Raw genomic sequence first — 17,508 nt, 5'->3', positions numbered from 1 at the left:
AATCAATTCTGTTCGAACCGCCCAAAATGGCGAGTTGCAACGCACCGGGTTTACTCCCAGAATCGCGCATCGCTTTCCTATGCGGAAAACGCCCGCGATGCCCGGGCGCGGCCTCGACGAGGCTCATCCGCGGGCGGGTGTGTCCGGCGCGTCGAGCCGGGTCTTGCGAGCCGAGCGGTTCGCGCATGGTTCGTCCCTCGCGGCGTCAGTTGCACCTTGCCTAAAGAAGCGCGGCGAACCGTCGTTAACGCGAGACACACGACTCCGTTTACCGCTACGACAGCCATGCCCCTGCCGATTGTGATCGCCGACGATTCCTTGCTTGCCCGCAAGCTGCTGACGAAGGCGCTGCCGGCGGACTGGGACGTCGATGTGCACTATGCGTCGAACGGTTGCGAGGCGCTGGCGCTGTATCGCGACGGCAAGGCATCGGTGATGTTTCTCGATCTGACGATGCCGGACATGAACGGCTACGAAGTGCTCGAGACGTTGCGCGGCGAGGATCTGAACACGTTCGTGATCGTCGTGTCAGCCGATATCCAACCGATGGCGCAGGCACGCGTGCGCGAGCTGGGCGCGGTGGCTTTCGTCGCCAAGCCCGTCACCTCGGAAGCATTGCTGCCCATTCTCAAGGAGTATGGGTTGTATGTCTGAGACGGTGTTGACGGCGGAGCAACGTGACGCCCTGCAGGAGATCGCCAACCTCGCGATGGGACGCGCGGCGGCGCGGCTCGCGCTTCTCCTCGGCACCTTCATCGAGCTGTCGGTGCCGCGCGTGCGCGTCGTGCGCGCGGCCGACGTCGGCCGCGTGCTGCGCGACATGACGGGCATCCACGACAACGTGACTGCGGTGCGCCAGGGCTTTCGCTCGGACATCAAGGGCGAGGCGCTGATGCTGTGCCGCAGCGCGGGCGTCGGCCAGCTCGTGTCGCTCGTCGACGACGCGTACGCGGATGACGAATTCGGCACCGTCACGCAGGCCGAGCTCGTGTTCGACATGGCGAACGTGCTGATGGGCGCGTGCGTATCGTCGATCCTCGACGAGCTCGGGCGCACGCCGGTGTTTTCGCCGCCGGGGCTGCTCGGCGAAGACATCGCGCTCGACGACGTGTTCCAGCCCGACGTGCTCGCGTGGAGCGAGACACTCCTTCTCGAAGTGAATTTCGGCGTCGCGGACGACGGTGCGCGCACGCATTTCGTGATGCTGCTCGCGGAAGATTCGATTCGCCACATGAGCGACGCGCTCGATTTGTTGCTGTCCAGCTTATGAACCTGCTTTCCTCGCTGAGCGATCTCGTCATCGAACGGGTCAGCTTCGGCATTTTCGTGCTCGACCGCGAGATGAGGGTACTCATGTGGAACCGGTTCATGCAAGACCACAGCGGCGTTGCGGCCGCCGACGTGATCGGCCGCAATCTGTTCGACAGTTTTCCGGATCTGCCGCGCGCTTGGCTGTCGCGCAAGATCGAGAGCGTGTTCCAGCTCGGCGGCTTCGCGTTCAGCTCGTGGGAGCAGCGCCCGTATCTGTTCCGCTTCGATCATGACCGGCCGATCACGGGCGGCGTTGACTTCATGCAGCAGGACTGCACGTTCGTGCCGATCGCGCGGGCACGCGAAGTGGAGGCCGTCTGCGTGACGATCTCCGATGTCACGCACGTGAGCGTGATGCAGCGCGAGCGCGAGGAGGCCGTGGCGAAACTGCAGGAATACGCGAACCGCGACGGCCTGACGGGCATCGCGAACCGGCGCTTCTTCGAGGCGCGGCTGCGCGATGAATTCTCCCGCTGGCAGCGCTACGGCGGCAATCTGTCGGTGCTGCTGTTCGATCTCGACCACTTCAAGGCGATCAACGATCGCTTCGGCCATGTCGTCGGAGACAACGTGCTGCGCGTGATGGCGCAGCGCGTCGCGGACGTCGTGCGCACGCAGGACACGTTCGGCCGCTTCGGCGGCGAGGAATTCGCGCTGCTGCTGCCGTGCACGTCGCTCGACGAGGCGATGCACGTCGCCGAGAAGATCAGGCAGACGATCGGCAACACGCCGATCGAAGCGGAAGGCGTGCGGGTGCCGGTGACGGCGAGCGTCGGCGGCGCGGCCGCGCACGTCGGCGCGCTCACGCACGAGACGCTCGTCAACGAAGCCGATGCCGCGCTTTATCGCGCGAAGCGGCAGGGGCGGAACTGCTCGGTCGCGTTCGGCTGAGGCGGCGGGGTTCGGGCGCCGCCTCGCTTCGTCGGATGACGGGCGTCAGCCGCGCGCGATCGCGGCGAGCGTGTCGGCGAGCGCGCCCGGTTGAGCGATGAACGGCGAGTGGCTGCTGTCGAGCGTATGCACGTGCGTGCGGTTGCCGGGGGCGAGCGCGTCGGCCTCGTCGATGAAGCGCTGCTGCAGCGCGGGCAGCAGCACGCGGTCGCGCAGGCACTTGATGTAATGACGCTCGATCGCGCCCCAGCGCGCGGCCGTCGTCTCGATGCGCGCCGCGAACGGCGCCGCGGGCGTGTCGCAACTGAGCAGATGGCCGACGGCCGCGTGATCGGCGTCGTTCGCATCGTCGCAGAGCGCGCGTTTGGCCGCCGCGCGGTACGCCGGATCTTCGCTGCGCGGGTCCATCCGCAGCGCGCCCGTCGCCTTCGGGCTCGCCATCATCAGCGGCGCGAGCATTTCGCCCTGGTTCTCCGGCGCGCGCACATAGTCAAGCCCCTTCGTGCCGGCGGTCGGCATGAATGCGGCCAGATAGACGATTTTCGCGATCTTCTCGGGCGCGCGCTCGGCGGCCATCGTGATCGCGAGGCCGCCCATGCTGTGGCCGACCAGCACGACGCGCTCGTGACCGAGCGCGCGCGCCTGATCGATGGTGTGCAGCACGTGATCGACGTAATCGTCGAGCGTCGTGCCCGCGACGGGCGACGGCTCGCTCGCGAAGGCGGCGGCGTCGAGCGGCCGCTCGAAGAACGACGCGGGGAAGCGGGCGTTGATGCCGTGCGCGGGCAGATCGCGTGCGACGGCCGCGTGGCCGTGCGCGGCGAGCGCGGGGATCACCCGCTCGTAGGCCCATGCGCCGTGCCACGCGCCGTGCACCAGCACGAAGGGCAACGGGGACGGGGCCGCGGGGGCGCGGCGGTCGGCGGGGGTATCGCGCGGTTCGGTCGGCAAGTGTGTCTCCTTTCTATAGGGGGGGCGAGCGGCTGATTGCGAGCCTGCGCCATCTTAGTGAGGAATCGGCGGGCTGTGGCGTTTGATCCTGCCCCAGGAATGCACTTTGCCGCGGAGCCGTGTGTTCGGCGCCGTCGGGCATTGATTGAATCCAAAAAGTTCTCAATCAAGTTGAAATTGGCGAATTGCGATTGTTTTGGAGTGGAGTTCGCCTTCGACGCCGATCGTCGCCATGCTTGTGTCCCCTATTCCACCGGCCGCTCGGCCGGGCTCCGCCCGCAACGCCGGACCGCTCGCCACACCGTCGCCGGAAATCCGCCACGACCGCGCCACGCTTCGCCGCCCGCCCGGAATTCGACAGCCGAACCGCGCGGCAGCGGCCCTTAAAGATTGCTATACTCACGCCCAATTCCGGTTTCCCGCCGGTAATTTGTGCCTGTCTGCGCCGATCGTTCGCGCATCTCGCACGCATTTACCATCCCCAGCCGGGCATGGCTTCTTCAATCGCCCGCGAGGGCGCCTTAGCGGAGCTCGTCTTGGCCGTTTCCAATCCCGTCGTGGACGATAACGAAACCGACGCCGCTGCCGTCACATCGGGCAGCTCTTTCTATCTGGCGATGCGCATCCTGCCCGCGGAGCAGCGCGATGCGATGTTCCATGTCTATGCGTTTTGCCGCGCGGTCGACGACATTGCCGACGAAGGCGGCCCGCGCGCTGAGCGCGCGGCGCAGCTCGACCGCTGGCGCGCCGACATCGACGATTGCTACGCGGGCAAGCCGCGCGCGTCGCTCGTGCCGCTCGCGCGCGAGATCGGCAAGTTCGGCCTGCATCGCGAGGACTTTCACGCGATGATCGACGGCATGGCGATGGACGCCGCCGAGGACATCTGCGCGCCCGACGAAGCGACGCTCGATCTGTACTGCGACCGCGTCGCAAGCTCGGCCGGCCGGCTATCGGTGAGGATTTTCGGGATGCCGGACGAGCCCGGCCGCGTGCTGTCGCATCACCTCGGCCGCGCGCTGCAACTGACGAACATCCTGCGCGACATCGACGACGACGCGATGATCAACCGTTGCTACCTGCCGCGCGAGCTGCTCGCGCGCGAAGGGATCGCGATCACCGATCCGCAGACGATTGCGCGCGATCCGAAGCTGCCGCGCGTGTGCGCGACGCTCGTCGAGCGCGCGCAGCAGCATTTTGCGCAGGCCGACGCGGTGATGGACGGGGCGCGGCGCACGCAGGTGCGCGCGCCGCGCATCATGTCGGGCGCGTATCGCCTGATTCTCGAAGCCGCGGTCGCACGCGGCTTCGCACCGCCGCGCGCGCCGCTTCGCAAGCCGCGCGCGCGGATGCTGCTGCTTGCGGCGCGTTACGCGCTGTTCTGATTCGATGCGGGAGACCGCCGATGCGGGCAGCGCGCGCCGGTCGAACCGCGCCGCGGCGCCCGAGATGCGGCGCGCGCCGCGCATCGCATCGCTATCCGCCGCCGCGCGCGGGCGGCGCCCGTCCGATCGCATGCGACGCATGACGATGACCGGATGCGGCGTTCGCGGCGCGGCGGCCCGCCGCGCGGCACTCGCGCGGCGCATGCAACCCCGCGGCACGCGCGTGCGCGTGCCGATCCAGGTGCTCGCGGGCGCTAGGACGGCCGCAGGCCGGCCCGCGACGAACGGGCGCGCGCTCCGGCCCGGCGAGATCGCCGGGCGCGCGCGCCGGCAATAAGAGAGGGACCGATGAACGACATGACCGAAATGCACACGCTCGACGCAACCGCTGCGCCCGCCGCGCCCACCGTGGCGACCGGCCTCGACGCCGCCGTCGCGCGCGCGACCGACGCGCTGCTCGCCGCGCAGAACGCGGACGGCCACTGGGTCTACGAGCTCGAAGCCGATTCGACGATTCCCGCCGAATACGTGCTGCTCGTCCACTATCTCGGCGAGGCGCCGAACGTCGAGCTCGAACGGAAGATCGCGCGCTATCTGCGCCGCATCCAGCTGCCGGACGGCGGCTGGCCGCTCTTCACCGACGGCGCGCCGAACATCAGCGCGAGCGTGAAGGCGTACTTCGCGCTGAAGGTGATCGGCGACGACGAGAACGCCGAGCACATGCAGCGCGCGCGCCGCGCGATCCACGCGATGGGCGGCGCGGAAATGTCGAACGTGTTCACGCGAATCCAGCTCGCGCTGTACGGCGTCGTGCCGTGGTACGCGGTGCCGATGATGCCGGTCGAGATCATGCTGCTGCCGCAGTGGTTCCCGTTCCATCTGTCGAAAGTGTCGTACTGGGCGCGCACCGTGATCGTGCCGCTCCTCGTGCTGAACGCGAAGCGCCCGGTCGCGAAGAATCCGCGCGGCGTGCGCATCGACGAGCTGTTCAAGAGCGCGCCCGTCAACACCGGTCTGCTGCCGAAGCAGCCGCACCAGAGCGCCGGCTGGTTTGCGTTCTTCCGCGCGGTGGACGGCGTGCTGCGCCTCACCGACGGCCTGTTCCCTCGCTATACGCGCGAGCGTGCGATCCGCCAGGCGGTTGCGTTCGTCGACGAGCGCCTGAACGGCGAGGACGGGCTCGGCGCGATCTATCCCGCCATGGCGAACGCGGTGATGATGTACGCGGCGCTCGGCTATCCCGAGGATCATCCGAACCGCGCGATCGCGCGGCAGTCGATCGAGAAGCTGCTCGTCGTCGGCGAGGACGAGGCGTATTGCCAGCCGTGCCTGTCGCCGGTGTGGGATACGTCGCTCGCCGCGCATGCGCTGCTCGAAACGGGCGACGAGCGCGCGCGCGAAGCAGCCGTGCGCGGCCTCGACTGGCTCGTGCCGCGGCAGATCCTCGACGTGCGCGGCGACTGGATCTCGCGCCGTCCGCACGTGCGCCCGGGCGGCTGGGCGTTCCAGTACGCGAATGCGCACTATCCGGACGTCGACGATACGGCGGTCGTCGCGATGGCGATGGATCGCGTCGCGAAGCTCGATCGGACGGACGCGTACCGCGAGTCGATCGCACGCGCGCGCGAGTGGGTGGTCGGCATGCAGAGCAGCGACGGCGGCTGGGGCGCGTTCGAGCCGGAAAACACGCAGTACTACCTGAACAACATCCCGTTCTCCGATCACGGCGCGCTGCTCGATCCGCCGACGGCCGACGTGTCGGGCCGCTGCCTGTCGATGCTCGCGCAGTTCGGCGAGACGAGCGCGTCGAGCGAGCCCGCGCGCCGCGCGCTCGATTACATGCTGAAAGAGCAGGAGCCGGACGGCAGCTGGTATGGCCGCTGGGGGATGAACTACATCTACGGCACGTGGACCGCGCTGTGCTCGTTGAACGCCGCCGGCCTCGGCCACGACGATCCGCGCGTGAAGCGCGCCGCGCAGTGGCTGCTGTCGATCCAGAACCCCGACGGCGGCTGGGGCGAGGACGGCGACAGCTACAAGCTCGACTACCGCGGCTACGAGCGCGCGCCGAGCACGTCGTCGCAGACCGCGTGGGCGCTGCTCGGCCTGATGGCGGCGGGCGAGGTCGATCATCCGGCCGTCGCGCGCGGCATCGATCATCTGCTCGGCACGCAGCGCGAGCACGGCCTGTGGGACGAGACGCGCTTTACCGCGACGGGCTTCCCGCGCGTGTTCTATCTGCGCTATCACGGCTACCGCAAGTTCTTCCCGCTGTGGGCGCTCGCCCGCTATCGCAACCTGAAGCGCGCGAACGCGACGCGCGTGACGGTCGGGATGTAACGGCCGATGGCTGGCTCCGGCCGCTCGGCCGCCCCCGTGATCGCCGTCGCCGGCATGGCGTTCGAAGCGCGCATCGCGCGCGGCGCGGGCGTCGAGGCTGTCTATGCGGCGCGCGCGGACCGGCTCGAGCGCGCGCTCGCCGAAGCGGCCGATGCGCACGGCTGCGCGGGCGTCGTCAGTTTCGGCACGGCGGGCGGGCTTGCGCCCGATCTCGCGCCGGGCGCGTTGATCGTCGCCGATTCCGTGGACGGGCCGTTCGGCGTGCTCGATACCGATGACGCATGGAGCACGCGCATCGTCGCCGCGCTCGCCGGCACGCCGGTTGCGTCGCGCGCGCGGCGCGGCACGGTCGCGGTGGTCGGCGCGCCCGTCGTCGGCTCGCGCGAGAAGGACGCGCTGCATCGATCGAAGGGCGCGCTCGCGGTCGACATGGAATCGCATATCGCCGGCGCGTTCGCGGCGGCGCGCGGCGTGCCGTTCGCGGTGTGCCGCGCGATCGTCGATCCGGCGTGGCGCACGCTGCCCAAAGCCGCGACGGCCGGCTTGCGAGACGACGGCAGCACGGCGATCCTGCCGATCCTGCGCGAGCTCGCGAAAGCGCCGTCGCAACTCGGCGCGCTGCTGCAAGTCGCGGGCGACGCGCGCGCCGCCCGCGCGACGCTCGTGCAGGCGCGGCAGGCGTTCGAGCGCGCGGGGGCGTGGCGGATCGGCTGAGCGCGGGCCGGCGCTCAGCGACCGGCATTGCCGGTCCCGTTTCGCCGGCGCGGGGCGCGCGGCGCGATCGCCTGCGGTTACGGCTGCGGCAGCACCGCATCGTGCAAGTCGTTTCGCCATTCGAAGCAATCGCCGGACCGCTTGCCCGCTTCATCTCCGCTTCGGCCCACGGTCGAGGTTCCGGCGTCGACGCCGCCGCGCCCGGCGAGCGCGCCCGCTCCGCCCGCCTTCTCCTCCTTCCCCTTTTTCGCCGCGCCGCCCACTAGGGGTTTTTCGCGACGCGAATTCCTGTTGCTTTCTTTTTTGGCGGCATAGCATCCGTTGTGACAACACATGTTGCGTAAAGTAAAATTGTTACATCGCATGTTGCGGTGTGGCCGGTGTTCGTCGCCAACCCCCGTCGGATCGGGGCATCGCCATTCACTGCGGAGAAGAGAATTCATGGGACGCCGTTCGTTCATCAAGACATTCGTGGCGGTCGCGCTCGCCGGCGCGAGCTTCGCGAGCCTCGCGAGTGCGCATGCGAAGGAGCTCATCGTCGGCACCGACACGTCGTTCATGCCGTTCGAGTTCAAGCAGGGCGACAAGTACGTCGGCTTCGATCTCGACCTGTGGGCCGAGATCGCGAAGGACGCCGGCTGGACCTACAAGATCCAGCCGATGGATTTCGCCGGCCTGATTCCGGCGCTGCAGACGCAGAACATCGACGTCGCGCTGTCGGGCATGACGATCAAGGAGGAGCGCAAGAAGGCGATCGATTTCTCCGATCCGTACTACGACAGCGGCCTCGCCGCGATGGTCCAGACGAACGACGCGACGATCAAGTCGATCGACGATCTGAACGGCAAGGTGATCGCCGCGAAGACGGGCACCGCGACGATCGACTGGATCAAGGCGCACCTGAAGCCCAAGGAGATCCGCCAGTTCCCGAACATCGATCAGGCGTATCTCGCGCTCGAGGCGGGCCGCGTCGACGCCGCGATGCACGACACGCCGAACGTGCTGTTCTTCGTGAACAACGAGGGCAAGGGGCGCGTGAAGGTGGCGGGCACGCCGGTGAGCGGCGACAAGTACGGCATCGGCTTCCCGAAGGGCAGCCCGCTCGTCGCGAAGGTCAATGCGGAGCTCGCGAAGATGAAGGCCGACGGCCGCTACGCGAAGATCTACAAGAAATGGTTCGGCTCCGAGCCGCCGAAGTCTTGAGCGACGCATCGGGGAGGCGCGGCGCGCGATGCCGCGTCGATCGGAACGCTATCGGGAGCTGAATGTGCAATTCGATTGGTCAGCGATATGGGCTGCGCTGCCGGACTTGACGGACGGCGTGCGGCTCACCGTTTTCATCGCATTCTTCGGGCTGGCGGGCGGTTTTCTCGTCGGCATGATCGCGGGCATGTTTCGCGCGTACGGCCCCGCCGCGCTGAACGTGCTCACGCAGGTCTACATCGAACTGATCCGCGGCACGCCGATCGTCGTGCAGGTGATGTTCCTCTATTTCGCGCTGCCGATGCTCGCGCACATCCGGATCGACGGGCTGACGGCCGCGATCGTCGCGATCACGCTGAACTCGGGCGCGTATCTCGCCGAGGTCGTGCGCGGCGCGCTGCTCTCGATTCCCAAGGGGGTGACGGAAGCCGGGCTCGCGATGGGGCTGTCGATGCCGCGCGTGCTCGTGAAGATCGTCGGGCCGCTCGCGTTCCGGCGGCTCATTGCGCCGCTCGGCAACCAATGCATCGTCAGCCTGAAGGATACGTCGCTGTTCATCGTGATCGGCGTGGGCGAACTGACGCGCAAGGGCCAGGAGATCATCGCCGGCAATTTCCAGGCGGTCGAGATCTGGACCGCGGTCGCCGCGATCTATCTCGCGCTCACCGGCGTGATGACGCTCACGCTTCGCTTCGTCGAGAAAAGGATGCGCATCCTATGAGCATGGTCGAATTCCGCAACGTGTCGAAAAGCTTCGGCCACGTGCCGGTGCTGAAGGACATCAACCTGCGCATCGACGCGGGCGAGGTGGTGGTCGTGGTCGGCCCTTCGGGTTCGGGAAAATCGACGATGCTCCGCTGCATCAACGCGCTCGAGAAGATCACGGGCGGCGATCTGCTCGTCGACGGGCAGAGCGTGAAGGGCAAGGCCGCGGTGATCCACAACATCCGGCTCGAAGCGGGCATGGTGTTCCAGCAATTCAATCTGTTCCCGCAGATGACCGCGCTCGAGAACGTGATGTTCGGGCCGATCCAGGTGCGCGGCGCGTCGCGCGCGCAGGCGCGCGATCAGGCGACGGCGTTGCTCGCGAAAGTCGGCCTCGGGGCGCGCGCGAACCACTATCCGTCCGAGCTGTCGGGCGGCCAGCAGCAGCGCGTCGCGATCGCGCGCGCGCTCGCGATCAGGCCGAAGCTGATGCTGTTCGACGAGCCGACGTCGGCGCTCGATCCCGAGTTGCGCCACGAGGTGCTGAAGGTGATGCGCGATCTCGCGAACGAAGGGATGACGATGATCGTCGTCACGCATGAGATCGGTTTTGCGAAGCAGGTCGGCACGCGCCTGCTGTTCATGGATCAGGGCGGCATCGCCGAGGACGGCGATCCGAAGACGCTGATCGATCGTCCGCCGACGCCGCGCCTGCGGGACTTTCTCAAACACGTTTCGTGATCAGGACAACCGATGAAGTTTCTCATGCCCGTCGTCGTGACGGGGGCGCCGCATGACATCGGCCGCCGGCTCGGCGAGCTGGCGCGGCCGGCGATGGACGCGTACGTCGCGCAGAGCGGCGCGTGGCGCGCGGTCGCGCGCTGGCGCGGCCATCCGTTCGTCGCCGAGTTGCGCCGCGCGGCCGAGGCGGCTTTTCCGGCGCTCGTCGCCGAGCTCGATGGGATCGCCGCCGGCCTCGGCTGGCGCGCGGAGGACGTGTTCGTCTGGAACTGCCGCGGCGAGCTGATCCACAACGCGCCGGACGGTTGCACGACGCTCGCGGTGCGCACGCCGCGCGAGCGGATGATCGCGCACAACGAAGACGGCGATCCGCATCTGCGCGGCAAGTGCATGCTCGTCGACGTGCGGCCCGACGGCAAGCCGGGCTTCGTGAGCTTCTACTATCCGGGCTCGCTGCCGGGTCATACGTTCGCGGTGAACCGCGCGGGGCTCGTGCAGACGATCAACAACGTGCGGATTCGCCGGCCGGCGGCGGGCGTGCCGCGGATGATCCTCGCGCGCGCGGTGCTCGACGCCGCATCGCTCGACGCTGCGCTGCGCGTGCTGCTCGACGCGACGCGCGCGAGCGGCTTTCATCACACGCTCGGCTGCGCGGGCGACGCGCGCGTCGTCAGCGTCGAGGCGAGCGTCGCGCGCGCGTCGGTGCTCGACGTCGAAGGCGTGTACGGCCACGCGAACCATCTGGTTCATCCGGGCTGCGATGCCGATGCGCAGATCGTGACCGCGTCGTCGGCCGATCGGCAGGCGCGGCTCGCGCAACTGCTGCCGCCGCTTCGCGGCGCGGCCGACGCGTCCGCGCTCTGGCGCGTGCTCGCCGATCGCGCGGGCGACGGTCTGCCGATCTATCGCGACGATCCGCGCGATCCGGACGACGAGAACACGCTCGCGACCGCGCTGTTTTCGATCGGCGACGACGGCGTCGCGTTCGAGGTGCGCGAGCGGGGCGCGGTGCGCTTTCAGCAATTCGTGCCGCGGGACGCGCAGCGCCCTTCGGCGCTTCGACACGAACAGGGGCATGCATGACCACCGTATTTCACCGCGCGCCGCGCGCGAGCCTGCCGGTCGCGGTCGCGGGCGACGGCATCGAGATCATCGATTCGACGGGCAAACGCTACATCGACGCATGCGGCGGCGCCGCCGTGTCGTGCCTCGGGCACAGCAACCCGCGCGTGATCGACGCGATCAAGCGGCAGGCGCAGCAACTGCCGTACGCGCACACATCGTTCTTCACGACGCAGCCGGCCGAGGAACTGGCGGACCGGCTCGTCGCCGCCGCGCCTGCGGGGCTCGAGCACGTGTATTTCGTGTCGGGCGGGTCGGAGGCGGTCGAAGCCGCGCTGAAGCTCGCGCGCCAGTACTTCGTCGAGAAGGGCGAGCCCGCGCGCAGGCATTTCATCGCGCGCCGGCAGAGCTATCACGGCAACACGCTCGGCGCGCTCGCGATCGGCGGCAACGCGTGGCGGCGCGAGCCGTTCCTGCCGCTGCTGATCGAAGCGCATCACGTAAGCCCGTGCTATGCCTACCGCGAGCAGCGCGCGGACGAAACCGAAGAGGCGTTCGCGCAGCGCCTCGCCGACGAGCTCGAAAGCAGGATTCTCGAACTCGGGCCGGACACGGTCGCGGCGTTCGTCGCGGAGACGGTCGTCGGCGCAACGGCGGGCGCGGTGCCGCCCGTGCGCGAGTATTTCCGCAAGATCCGCACGGTGTGCGACAAGTACGGCGTGCTGCTGATCCTCGACGAGATCATGTCGGGGATGGGCCGCACCGGCTATCTGTTCGCGTGCGAGGAGGACGGCGTCGCGCCCGACATCCTGACGATCGCGAAGGGGCTCGGCGCCGGCTATCAGCCGATCGGCGCGACGCTGGTCAGCGATGCGATCTACCGGACGATCGTCGGCGGCTCGGGCTTCTTTCAGCACGGCCACACGTACATCGGCCACGCAATCGCGTGCGCGGCGGCGCTCGAAGTGCAGCGCGTGATCGACGAGGATCGGCTGCTCGAGAACGTGAAGGCGCGCGGCGAGCAGTTGCGCGCATCGCTCGCCGCGCGCTCGGCCGAGCACCCGCACATCGGCGACGTGCGCGGCCGCGGGCTCTTCGTCGGCGTCGAGCTCGTGCGCGATCGCGTGACGAAAGCGCCGTTCGATCCGAAGCTGAAGCTGAACGCGATCGTCAAGCGTGAGGCGATGCAGCGCGGGTTGATGGTGTATCCGATGGGGGGCACCGTCGACGGCCAGCTCGGCGATCATGTCCTGCTCGCGCCGCCGTTCATCTGCACCGCGCCGCAGATCGACGCGATCGCCGAGCGGCTCGGCGACGCGATCGATGCGGCGCTCGCGTCGATCGGCGCGGCGGCGTCGCGCTGACGCGCGGCCGCGCTATCCTTGTTCCGTCGAACCGACATGAAGAAGACGAAGATGAGGCTTCCTGAATTCAATCGCGACACCGCGACCGACGAGCAGAAGGCCGTGCTCGACGAGATCCTGAGCGGGCCGCGCGGCAACCTGAACGGGCCGTTTCTCGGCTGGATCGCGAGCCCCGAGCTCGCGCGGCATGCGCAGCGGCTCGGCGCGTTCTGCCGGTATCGGACGGGGCTGCCGCTGCGGCTGTCGGAGCTGGCGATCCTCGTGACGGCGGCGCGCTGGCGTTCGCAGGCGGAATGGCACATCCATCATCCGATCGCGCTCGACGCGGGCGTGCCCGCGGCGGTCGCCGAGGCGATCCGGGCTGGCACGGCGCCGGCGTTCGACGACGCCGACGATGCGCTGATCTTCCGGTTCGCGACCGAGCTGCACGAGACGAAGCGCGTGTCGGATGCGACCTACGACGCGGCGCTCGCGCGTTTTGGGCATCAGGTCGTCGTGAATCTCGTCGCGCTGCTCGGCTATTACGCGCTCGTCGCGATGACGCTGAACGTGTTCGACATGCGCGCCGACGGGCAGACGGCATTGCCGTTCGCGGAGTGACCGGACGAACGACGGACGATGCGCCGATGAGGCCGCGCGCGGCGCGTGCGCGCCCGACCCGCAAAAGACGACGGCGGCCGTTTCGCATCCGAAACGGCCGCCGCGTCGTTGAGCGGGGCGAACGTCAGTTCGTCTTCGACGGAGCATTCGCCGCCGGCGCGGAAGCCGGCGCACCGGGCGAAGGCGAAGCCGCCGAGGCGGGCGCGGGCGCCGCGGCGGAGGCCGCAGCCGGCGCCGCTGCTTCGCCGCTCGCGCCGGCATCGCCCGGGTCCTGATATTGCGGCAGCCCGGCCGGCTCGGGCCTGCTGCCCGGCGCGCCGCTCGCGCCCTCGCCCGGGTCCTCGTATTGCGGCAAGCCGCCGTTGCCGTTCGCCGGCTCGCCGCCGGGCTCGTTGTAGTTCGGCAGCGATTCTTCGCCGCCGCCGCCGTGATACGTGAGCGAGCGGCGCTGCTGCACGTACGCGTCGCGCACGAACGAGTATTTGTCGAGCGCCGCCTGTTGCAGCAGATCGGTCGCGCCGAGCAGATCCGAGCGCGCGCTGATGAACTGCGCGATGTACATCGGATTGCGCGCGGCGGGCTCGATGTAGTTCAGCAGATTGAAGCGGACGTCGACCGCGCGGCCGACGCCGTCGCGAATCGAGCTCGGCCCGAAGACCGGCAGCACCAGATACGGGCCGGCCGGCACGCCCCAGCGCGCGAGCGTGAGGCCGAAATCCTGGTGGTGCTTCGGCAGCCCGGCGAGCGACGCGACGTCGATCAGCCCGGCGACGCCGAACACCGAGTTCATCGCGACGCGCATCACGTCCTGCGTCGCGTCGGTGATCCGGAGTTGCAGCAGGTTGTTCGCGATGTTGCCGAGATCGCCGAGGTTCGAGAAGAAGTTGCTGATCGCCGTGCGCAACGGCGTGGGCGTTACTTTTTGATAGCCCTTCGCGATCGGCACCGCGATCGTCGAGTCGACCGCGTCGTTGAACTTGAAAACGGCGCGGTTCATCGGCTCGAGCGGATCGCCCGGGTGCCGGTTGGGGCCGGTCGCGCAGCCGCTTGCAAGCAGGCAGACGGCGAGCGCCGACGCGGTGGTTCGCATCTTATTCATCGATTCCTTGCGATTGATTCGTCACGCGCTTCGTGCGCGGCTTGCCCATCAGCACGGGCTGGAACACGACGGCGCCGATCAGCGTGCACGACAGCGCGAGCGCGAGCAGCCGCCCCATGCTCGCCGTGCCCGGATGATGCGACAGCCACAGGCTGCCGAACGCGGTGGCCGTCGTCGCGGCGCTGAACAGCACCGCGTGCGTGAGGCTCGACTGCAGCAGGCCCGTCTGGCCCGCGCGCCACGCCATCACGAAATACACCTTGAACGCGACGCCGACGCCGAGCATCAGCGGCAGCGCGATGATGTTCGCGAAATTGAGCGGCATCCCGAGCAGCACGCACAGCTCGAGCGTCACGACGCCCGACACGAGAAGCGGCACGAGCGTGCGCAGCACGTCGCCGAAGCGGCGCAGCGTGATCCACAGCAGCACCGTGATCGACACGACCGACAGCGCGGCCGCCTGCAGGAACGCGCGGATGATCGTGTCCGCCGAATGCAGGATCGAGATCGGGCCGCCGATCGTACCCGGCTCGGCCGCCTTCACGGCCTTCGCGAAACGGCGCAGCATCGCGTCGTCGCCGGGATCGGCGCCCTTGGGCACCTTCGGCGAGATCTGCACGAGCGCGCGGCCGTCCGGCGCGACCCAGTCGCGCACGATCTGCGGCGGCAGGTTCTTGCGCGTGATTTCCGACGGCTGCAGCAGCATCGCGAGCTGGTTCAGCGCGATCTTCAACGGCGCGGAGAACGCGTGCTCCGCGCGCTCGCGCGTCGCCGCGTCGGCGGCGGCGAGTTTCGCGAGCGATTCGGACAGGTGCTTGGCCGCGGCCGCGCCCGGGCCCGGATAGTCCTCGGCCGCGTATTCGAGCAGGTTCGACGCGCGCTTGAGCGCCGCGACGCGCTGCGCGTCGGACACGGGCGCGGCGGCCGGCTGCGTGAGCGCGGGCAGCAGCTCGCGCGCGGCCGCCGCGATCGTCGCGAGCTTTTGCGGCTGCGCATCGGGAATGAAGGTCGACAGCGTCGTCGTGCGGCCGACTTCGGGCAGCGCGCCGAGGCGCTGCGCGGCGGCGTTCGCGGCCGCGAGCGACGGCGCGAGCAGCGACACGTCGTTGACCGACGCTTCCGGCGAATCCTTCAGCGCGAGCAGCGTCGCCATCGATTCGCTGTGCGGGTCCTTCAGATGCAGCGGATTGAAATCGAAGCGCAGATGCGCGAGGAGCGGCAGCGCGCCGATCACGACGGCGAGCGTGCCGATCAGGATCGGCTTGCGATGGCGGTCCAGATAATCGTCGACGGGCGCGAGGCGCGGAAAGCCGGGTGGCTTGCGCTCGCCGGGCGGCGCGAGCAGCCTGAGCAGCGCGGGCAGCAGCGTGAGCGTCGTGAAGAGCGCGACGAACATCCCGACGCCCGCGATCAGGCCAAGCTCGGACACGCCGCGGTACGCGGTCGGCAGAAACGAGAAGAAGCTCGCGGCGACGGCCGCCGTCGCGAGCGTGAGCGGCATGCCCATCGCGTGCGCGGCGCCGACGAGCGCGTGCTCGAGATTCGGATCGCGATGCCGTTCCTCGCGATACTTGACGCCGTACTGGATCGCGAAATCGACGCCGAGACCGACGAACAGCACCATGAACGCGACCGAGATCATGTTCAGCGAGCCGACCATCATCAGCCCGAGCGCGGCCGTGACGACGAGGCCGACGAACAGCGTGACGAACACCGCCGCAATCATCCGCTTCGAGCGCAGCGCGATCCACAGGATCACGAGCACGATCGCGAGCGTCGCGATGCCGTTGACGAGCGCGCCGTCCTGCACCGACGCGAACTCCTCGTCCGCGAGCGGCTGCTCGCCCGTCAGCCGCACGGCGGCGCCGAAGCGCTCGTCGAGCTTGAGCGCCTGCGCGGTCGCGCGGATCGTGCGCGACGCCTGCTCGCCCGCCTGCAGCGCGCCGTAGTTGACGACGGGCTGCACGGTCACGAACGCGCGTGCGGGCTCGCGGGCGGCGTCGGCGTCGACGAGCGCGCGCCACGAGAACGCGGCCGGCTTGCCGGCCAGCACGTCGTCGACGGTCGCCGCGCTGCGCGACAGCAGCTTCGCCATGCCCGAAAGCTTCACCTGGCCCGACTGCAACGGCACGCCGAGCGTCGTCGACAGCGTCGTCGCGAGGCCGGCGATGCTCGGGTCTTTCGCGAGCACGTTGATAAGCGGCCGCGCGCTTGCGAGCTGCGCGGTGGTCGTCGCGACATCCTGCTCGGGCAGGAACAGCAGCCCGTCGTGCTCGAAGAGCGGGCCGCCTCCCGGCTCCGACACCTGGCCGATGCGCCCCGCTTCGGCTTCGCGGCGCAAGCCGTCGGCGAGGGCGTTGGCCGCCGCGGCGGCGAATTCGGGCGCGGGCGCTTCGACGACGGCGAGGATCGTCTGGCTGCGCTGCGGGAACGCGTCGTCGATCGCATGGCCGAGCGCGGCCCATTTCGGGTCGTTCTCGACGAGCTTGCTGATGTCGGTGTTGATCTTGAAATGGTGCGCGACGTAGACGCCGCTGAGCGCGGCGGCGACGAGCGACAGCACGACGACCCAGATAGGGCGCCGCACCGACCAGGCGACGAGTCGGACGAGGACGGAAGTCAGCATGAGGCGGCGGGTTGGGGGCTGCGGAAAGGCAAAGTATCCAAGTATACCGGCGCGCGGGTTTCAGAGTCGGCTGGGTTCCGGCGCGGGTGAATCCCGCCGGATTGTTGCGAAATAGGGCGGGAATGCGGGAGCGGGTTCGCGTGCGAAAAACGGGGCGTGAGGCATTGCCGCGACGCGGTCGCGGCGCTCGCGGGGCCGCGAAGTCCGGCGCGCAGGCCGCGCACGAAAACGGGCGCGGCGCGGCCCCCGCGATTCGCGCGGATTCGTTCGCGACGGCCGCCAATCCGAAGTGCCGCGCGCGAATATCGATTTTCAGTCGTTTAATTCAAGATATTTAACAAATATTGTCGCGACTTTGACTTTTGGTTCGAGTCCGCGGCGCGATGTCATGCGTATTCGGTGCGTAAATGCGCACAGAAGATGTGTAGTTTGGCGAACATAGGTGTGTAAGCGCGTATGTTACTTTACGCCAATGCATTAATGGATTAAGGGTTGCATATCGCCGCCGCGATGCGT

General features: G+C 68.7%; 17 protein-coding genes. 13 read left to right on the top strand and 4 right to left on the bottom strand.

Annotation, left to right across the window (positions count from 1 at the left end; translation table 11 throughout):
- The first annotated feature begins 285 nt into the window (after window positions 1–285).
- From BTH_RS12150 to BTH_RS12140, 3 genes are read left to right on the top strand one after another with little or no spacing between them, the layout of a single operon-like run.
- A complete protein-coding gene (locus BTH_RS12150) occupies window positions 286–654 on the top strand; it encodes a response regulator (protein WP_009894474.1) in 369 nt (122 codons plus the stop codon).
- Window positions 647–1,270 (top strand): chemotaxis protein CheC, encoded by a 624-nt coding sequence (locus tag BTH_RS12145; RefSeq protein ID WP_009894473.1) that lies wholly within the window; start codon window positions 647–649, stop codon window positions 1,268–1,270. The genes BTH_RS12150 and BTH_RS12145 overlap by 8 nt, the downstream gene beginning before the upstream one ends.
- Window positions 1,267–2,202: a sensor domain-containing diguanylate cyclase gene (locus BTH_RS12140; protein ID WP_009894471.1), complete on the top strand. Its 936-nt coding sequence runs from the start codon at window positions 1,267–1,269 to the stop codon at window positions 2,200–2,202. Before BTH_RS12145 ends, BTH_RS12140 begins: the two co-directional genes overlap by 4 nt.
- 45 nt (window positions 2,203–2,247) lie before the next feature.
- Here the strand turns inward: BTH_RS12140 and BTH_RS12135 are convergent, their stop codons facing one another.
- A complete protein-coding gene (locus BTH_RS12135; protein WP_009894469.1) occupies window positions 2,248–3,153 on the bottom strand; it encodes an alpha/beta fold hydrolase in 906 nt (301 codons plus the stop codon).
- A gap of 536 nt (window positions 3,154–3,689) precedes the next feature.
- Here BTH_RS12135 and hpnD point away from each other — a divergent pair.
- From hpnD to BTH_RS12115, 4 genes are read left to right on the top strand one after another with little or no spacing between them, the layout of a single operon-like run.
- Window positions 3,690–4,538 carry a presqualene diphosphate synthase HpnD gene (gene hpnD, locus BTH_RS12130; RefSeq protein WP_019255161.1) on the top strand — a complete coding sequence of 283 codons (849 nt, stop codon included), beginning with the start codon at window positions 3,690–3,692 and terminating at the stop codon, window positions 4,536–4,538.
- Between the two features lie 4 nt (window positions 4,539–4,542).
- Complete coding sequence (locus BTH_RS35660; protein ID WP_009894465.1) at window positions 4,543–4,875, top strand: hypothetical protein; 333 nt, start codon at window positions 4,543–4,545, stop codon at window positions 4,873–4,875.
- Window positions 4,876–4,886: 11 nt separating this feature from the next.
- On the top strand, window positions 4,887–6,878 hold the full coding sequence (shc, locus tag BTH_RS12120) for a squalene--hopene cyclase (RefSeq protein ID WP_009894463.1): 1,992 nt from the start codon (window positions 4,887–4,889) through the stop codon (window positions 6,876–6,878).
- 6 nt (window positions 6,879–6,884) lie between these two features.
- Window positions 6,885–7,592: a phosphorylase gene (locus tag BTH_RS12115; protein ID WP_011401607.1), complete on the top strand. Its 708-nt coding sequence runs from the start codon at window positions 6,885–6,887 to the stop codon at window positions 7,590–7,592.
- 77 nt (window positions 7,593–7,669) lie between these two features.
- Here the strand turns inward: BTH_RS12115 and BTH_RS34475 are convergent, their stop codons facing one another.
- Window positions 7,670–8,035, bottom strand: a complete 366-nt coding sequence (locus BTH_RS34475; RefSeq protein WP_165981735.1) for a hypothetical protein — start codon at window positions 8,033–8,035, stop codon at window positions 7,670–7,672.
- On the opposite strand from BTH_RS34475, the gene glnH reads away from it, so the two are divergent.
- From glnH to BTH_RS12080, 6 genes are all read left to right on the top strand, one after another.
- Window positions 8,034–8,795 (top strand): glutamine ABC transporter substrate-binding protein GlnH, encoded by a 762-nt coding sequence (gene glnH, locus BTH_RS12105; RefSeq protein ID WP_009894458.1) that lies wholly within the window; start codon window positions 8,034–8,036, stop codon window positions 8,793–8,795. The genes BTH_RS34475 and glnH overlap by 2 nt on opposite strands.
- 64 nt (window positions 8,796–8,859) lie before the next feature.
- A complete protein-coding gene (glnP, locus tag BTH_RS12100; RefSeq protein ID WP_009894457.1) occupies window positions 8,860–9,516 on the top strand; it encodes a glutamine ABC transporter permease GlnP in 657 nt (218 codons plus the stop codon).
- A complete protein-coding gene (gene glnQ, locus BTH_RS12095) occupies window positions 9,513–10,241 on the top strand; it encodes a glutamine ABC transporter ATP-binding protein GlnQ (protein ID WP_009894455.1) in 729 nt (242 codons plus the stop codon). The genes glnP and glnQ overlap by 4 nt, the downstream gene beginning before the upstream one ends.
- A 12-nt stretch (window positions 10,242–10,253) precedes the next feature.
- Window positions 10,254–11,324, top strand: a complete 1,071-nt coding sequence (locus tag BTH_RS12090) for a C45 family autoproteolytic acyltransferase/hydolase (RefSeq protein ID WP_009894453.1) — start codon at window positions 10,254–10,256, stop codon at window positions 11,322–11,324.
- Entirely contained in the window at window positions 11,321–12,667 is a 1,347-nt protein-coding gene (locus BTH_RS12085; protein WP_009894451.1) for an aspartate aminotransferase family protein, read from the top strand. Before BTH_RS12090 ends, BTH_RS12085 begins: the two co-directional genes overlap by 4 nt.
- 36 nt (window positions 12,668–12,703) lie before the next feature.
- A complete protein-coding gene (locus BTH_RS12080; RefSeq protein ID WP_009894448.1) occupies window positions 12,704–13,267 on the top strand; it encodes a carboxymuconolactone decarboxylase family protein in 564 nt (187 codons plus the stop codon).
- Between the two features lie 124 nt (window positions 13,268–13,391).
- Here the strand turns inward: BTH_RS12080 and BTH_RS12075 are convergent, their stop codons facing one another.
- The gene (locus BTH_RS12075) at window positions 13,392–14,357 is read right to left on the bottom strand and encodes an MlaA family lipoprotein (RefSeq protein WP_009894446.1); all 966 of its coding nucleotides are present in this window, start codon (window positions 14,355–14,357) and stop codon (window positions 13,392–13,394) included.
- Window position 14,358: 1 nt separating this feature from the next.
- Window positions 14,359–16,992, bottom strand: a complete 2,634-nt coding sequence (locus BTH_RS12070; RefSeq protein ID WP_009894444.1) for an MMPL family transporter — start codon at window positions 16,990–16,992, stop codon at window positions 14,359–14,361.
- Between the last annotated feature and the right edge of the window lie 516 nt (window positions 16,993–17,508).

Origin of the sequence: Burkholderia thailandensis E264, assembly GCF_000012365.1 — a bacterium.
GTDB classification, from domain to species: domain Bacteria; phylum Pseudomonadota; class Gammaproteobacteria; order Burkholderiales; family Burkholderiaceae; genus Burkholderia; species Burkholderia thailandensis.
This window is presented reverse-complemented; position numbering and strand designations above follow the sequence as displayed.

Coding starts and splice junctions, on each gene's coding strand:
- BTH_RS12150 (WP_009894474.1), top strand. CDS start 286: ATGCCCCTGCCGATTGTGATCGCCGACGATTCCTTGCTTGCCCGCAAG.
- BTH_RS12145 (WP_009894473.1), top strand. CDS start 647: ATGTCTGAGACGGTGTTGACGGCGGAGCAACGTGACGCCCTGCAGGAG.
- BTH_RS12140 (WP_009894471.1), top strand. CDS start 1,267: ATGAACCTGCTTTCCTCGCTGAGCGATCTCGTCATCGAACGGGTCAGC.
- BTH_RS35660 (WP_009894465.1), top strand. CDS start 4,543: ATGCGGGAGACCGCCGATGCGGGCAGCGCGCGCCGGTCGAACCGCGCC.
- shc (WP_009894463.1), top strand. CDS start 4,887: ATGAACGACATGACCGAAATGCACACGCTCGACGCAACCGCTGCGCCC.
- BTH_RS12115 (WP_011401607.1), top strand. CDS start 6,885: ATGGCTGGCTCCGGCCGCTCGGCCGCCCCCGTGATCGCCGTCGCCGGC.
- glnH (WP_009894458.1), top strand. CDS start 8,034: ATGGGACGCCGTTCGTTCATCAAGACATTCGTGGCGGTCGCGCTCGCC.
- BTH_RS34475 (WP_165981735.1), bottom strand. CDS start 8,035: ATGAATTCTCTTCTCCGCAGTGAATGGCGATGCCCCGATCCGACGGGG.
- glnQ (WP_009894455.1), top strand. CDS start 9,513: ATGAGCATGGTCGAATTCCGCAACGTGTCGAAAAGCTTCGGCCACGTG.
- BTH_RS12090 (WP_009894453.1), top strand. CDS start 10,254: ATGAAGTTTCTCATGCCCGTCGTCGTGACGGGGGCGCCGCATGACATC.
- BTH_RS12085 (WP_009894451.1), top strand. CDS start 11,321: ATGACCACCGTATTTCACCGCGCGCCGCGCGCGAGCCTGCCGGTCGCG.
- BTH_RS12080 (WP_009894448.1), top strand. CDS start 12,704: ATGAAGAAGACGAAGATGAGGCTTCCTGAATTCAATCGCGACACCGCG.
- BTH_RS12075 (WP_009894446.1), bottom strand. CDS start 14,357: ATGCGAACCACCGCGTCGGCGCTCGCCGTCTGCCTGCTTGCAAGCGGC.
- BTH_RS12070 (WP_009894444.1), bottom strand. CDS start 16,992: ATGCTGACTTCCGTCCTCGTCCGACTCGTCGCCTGGTCGGTGCGGCGC.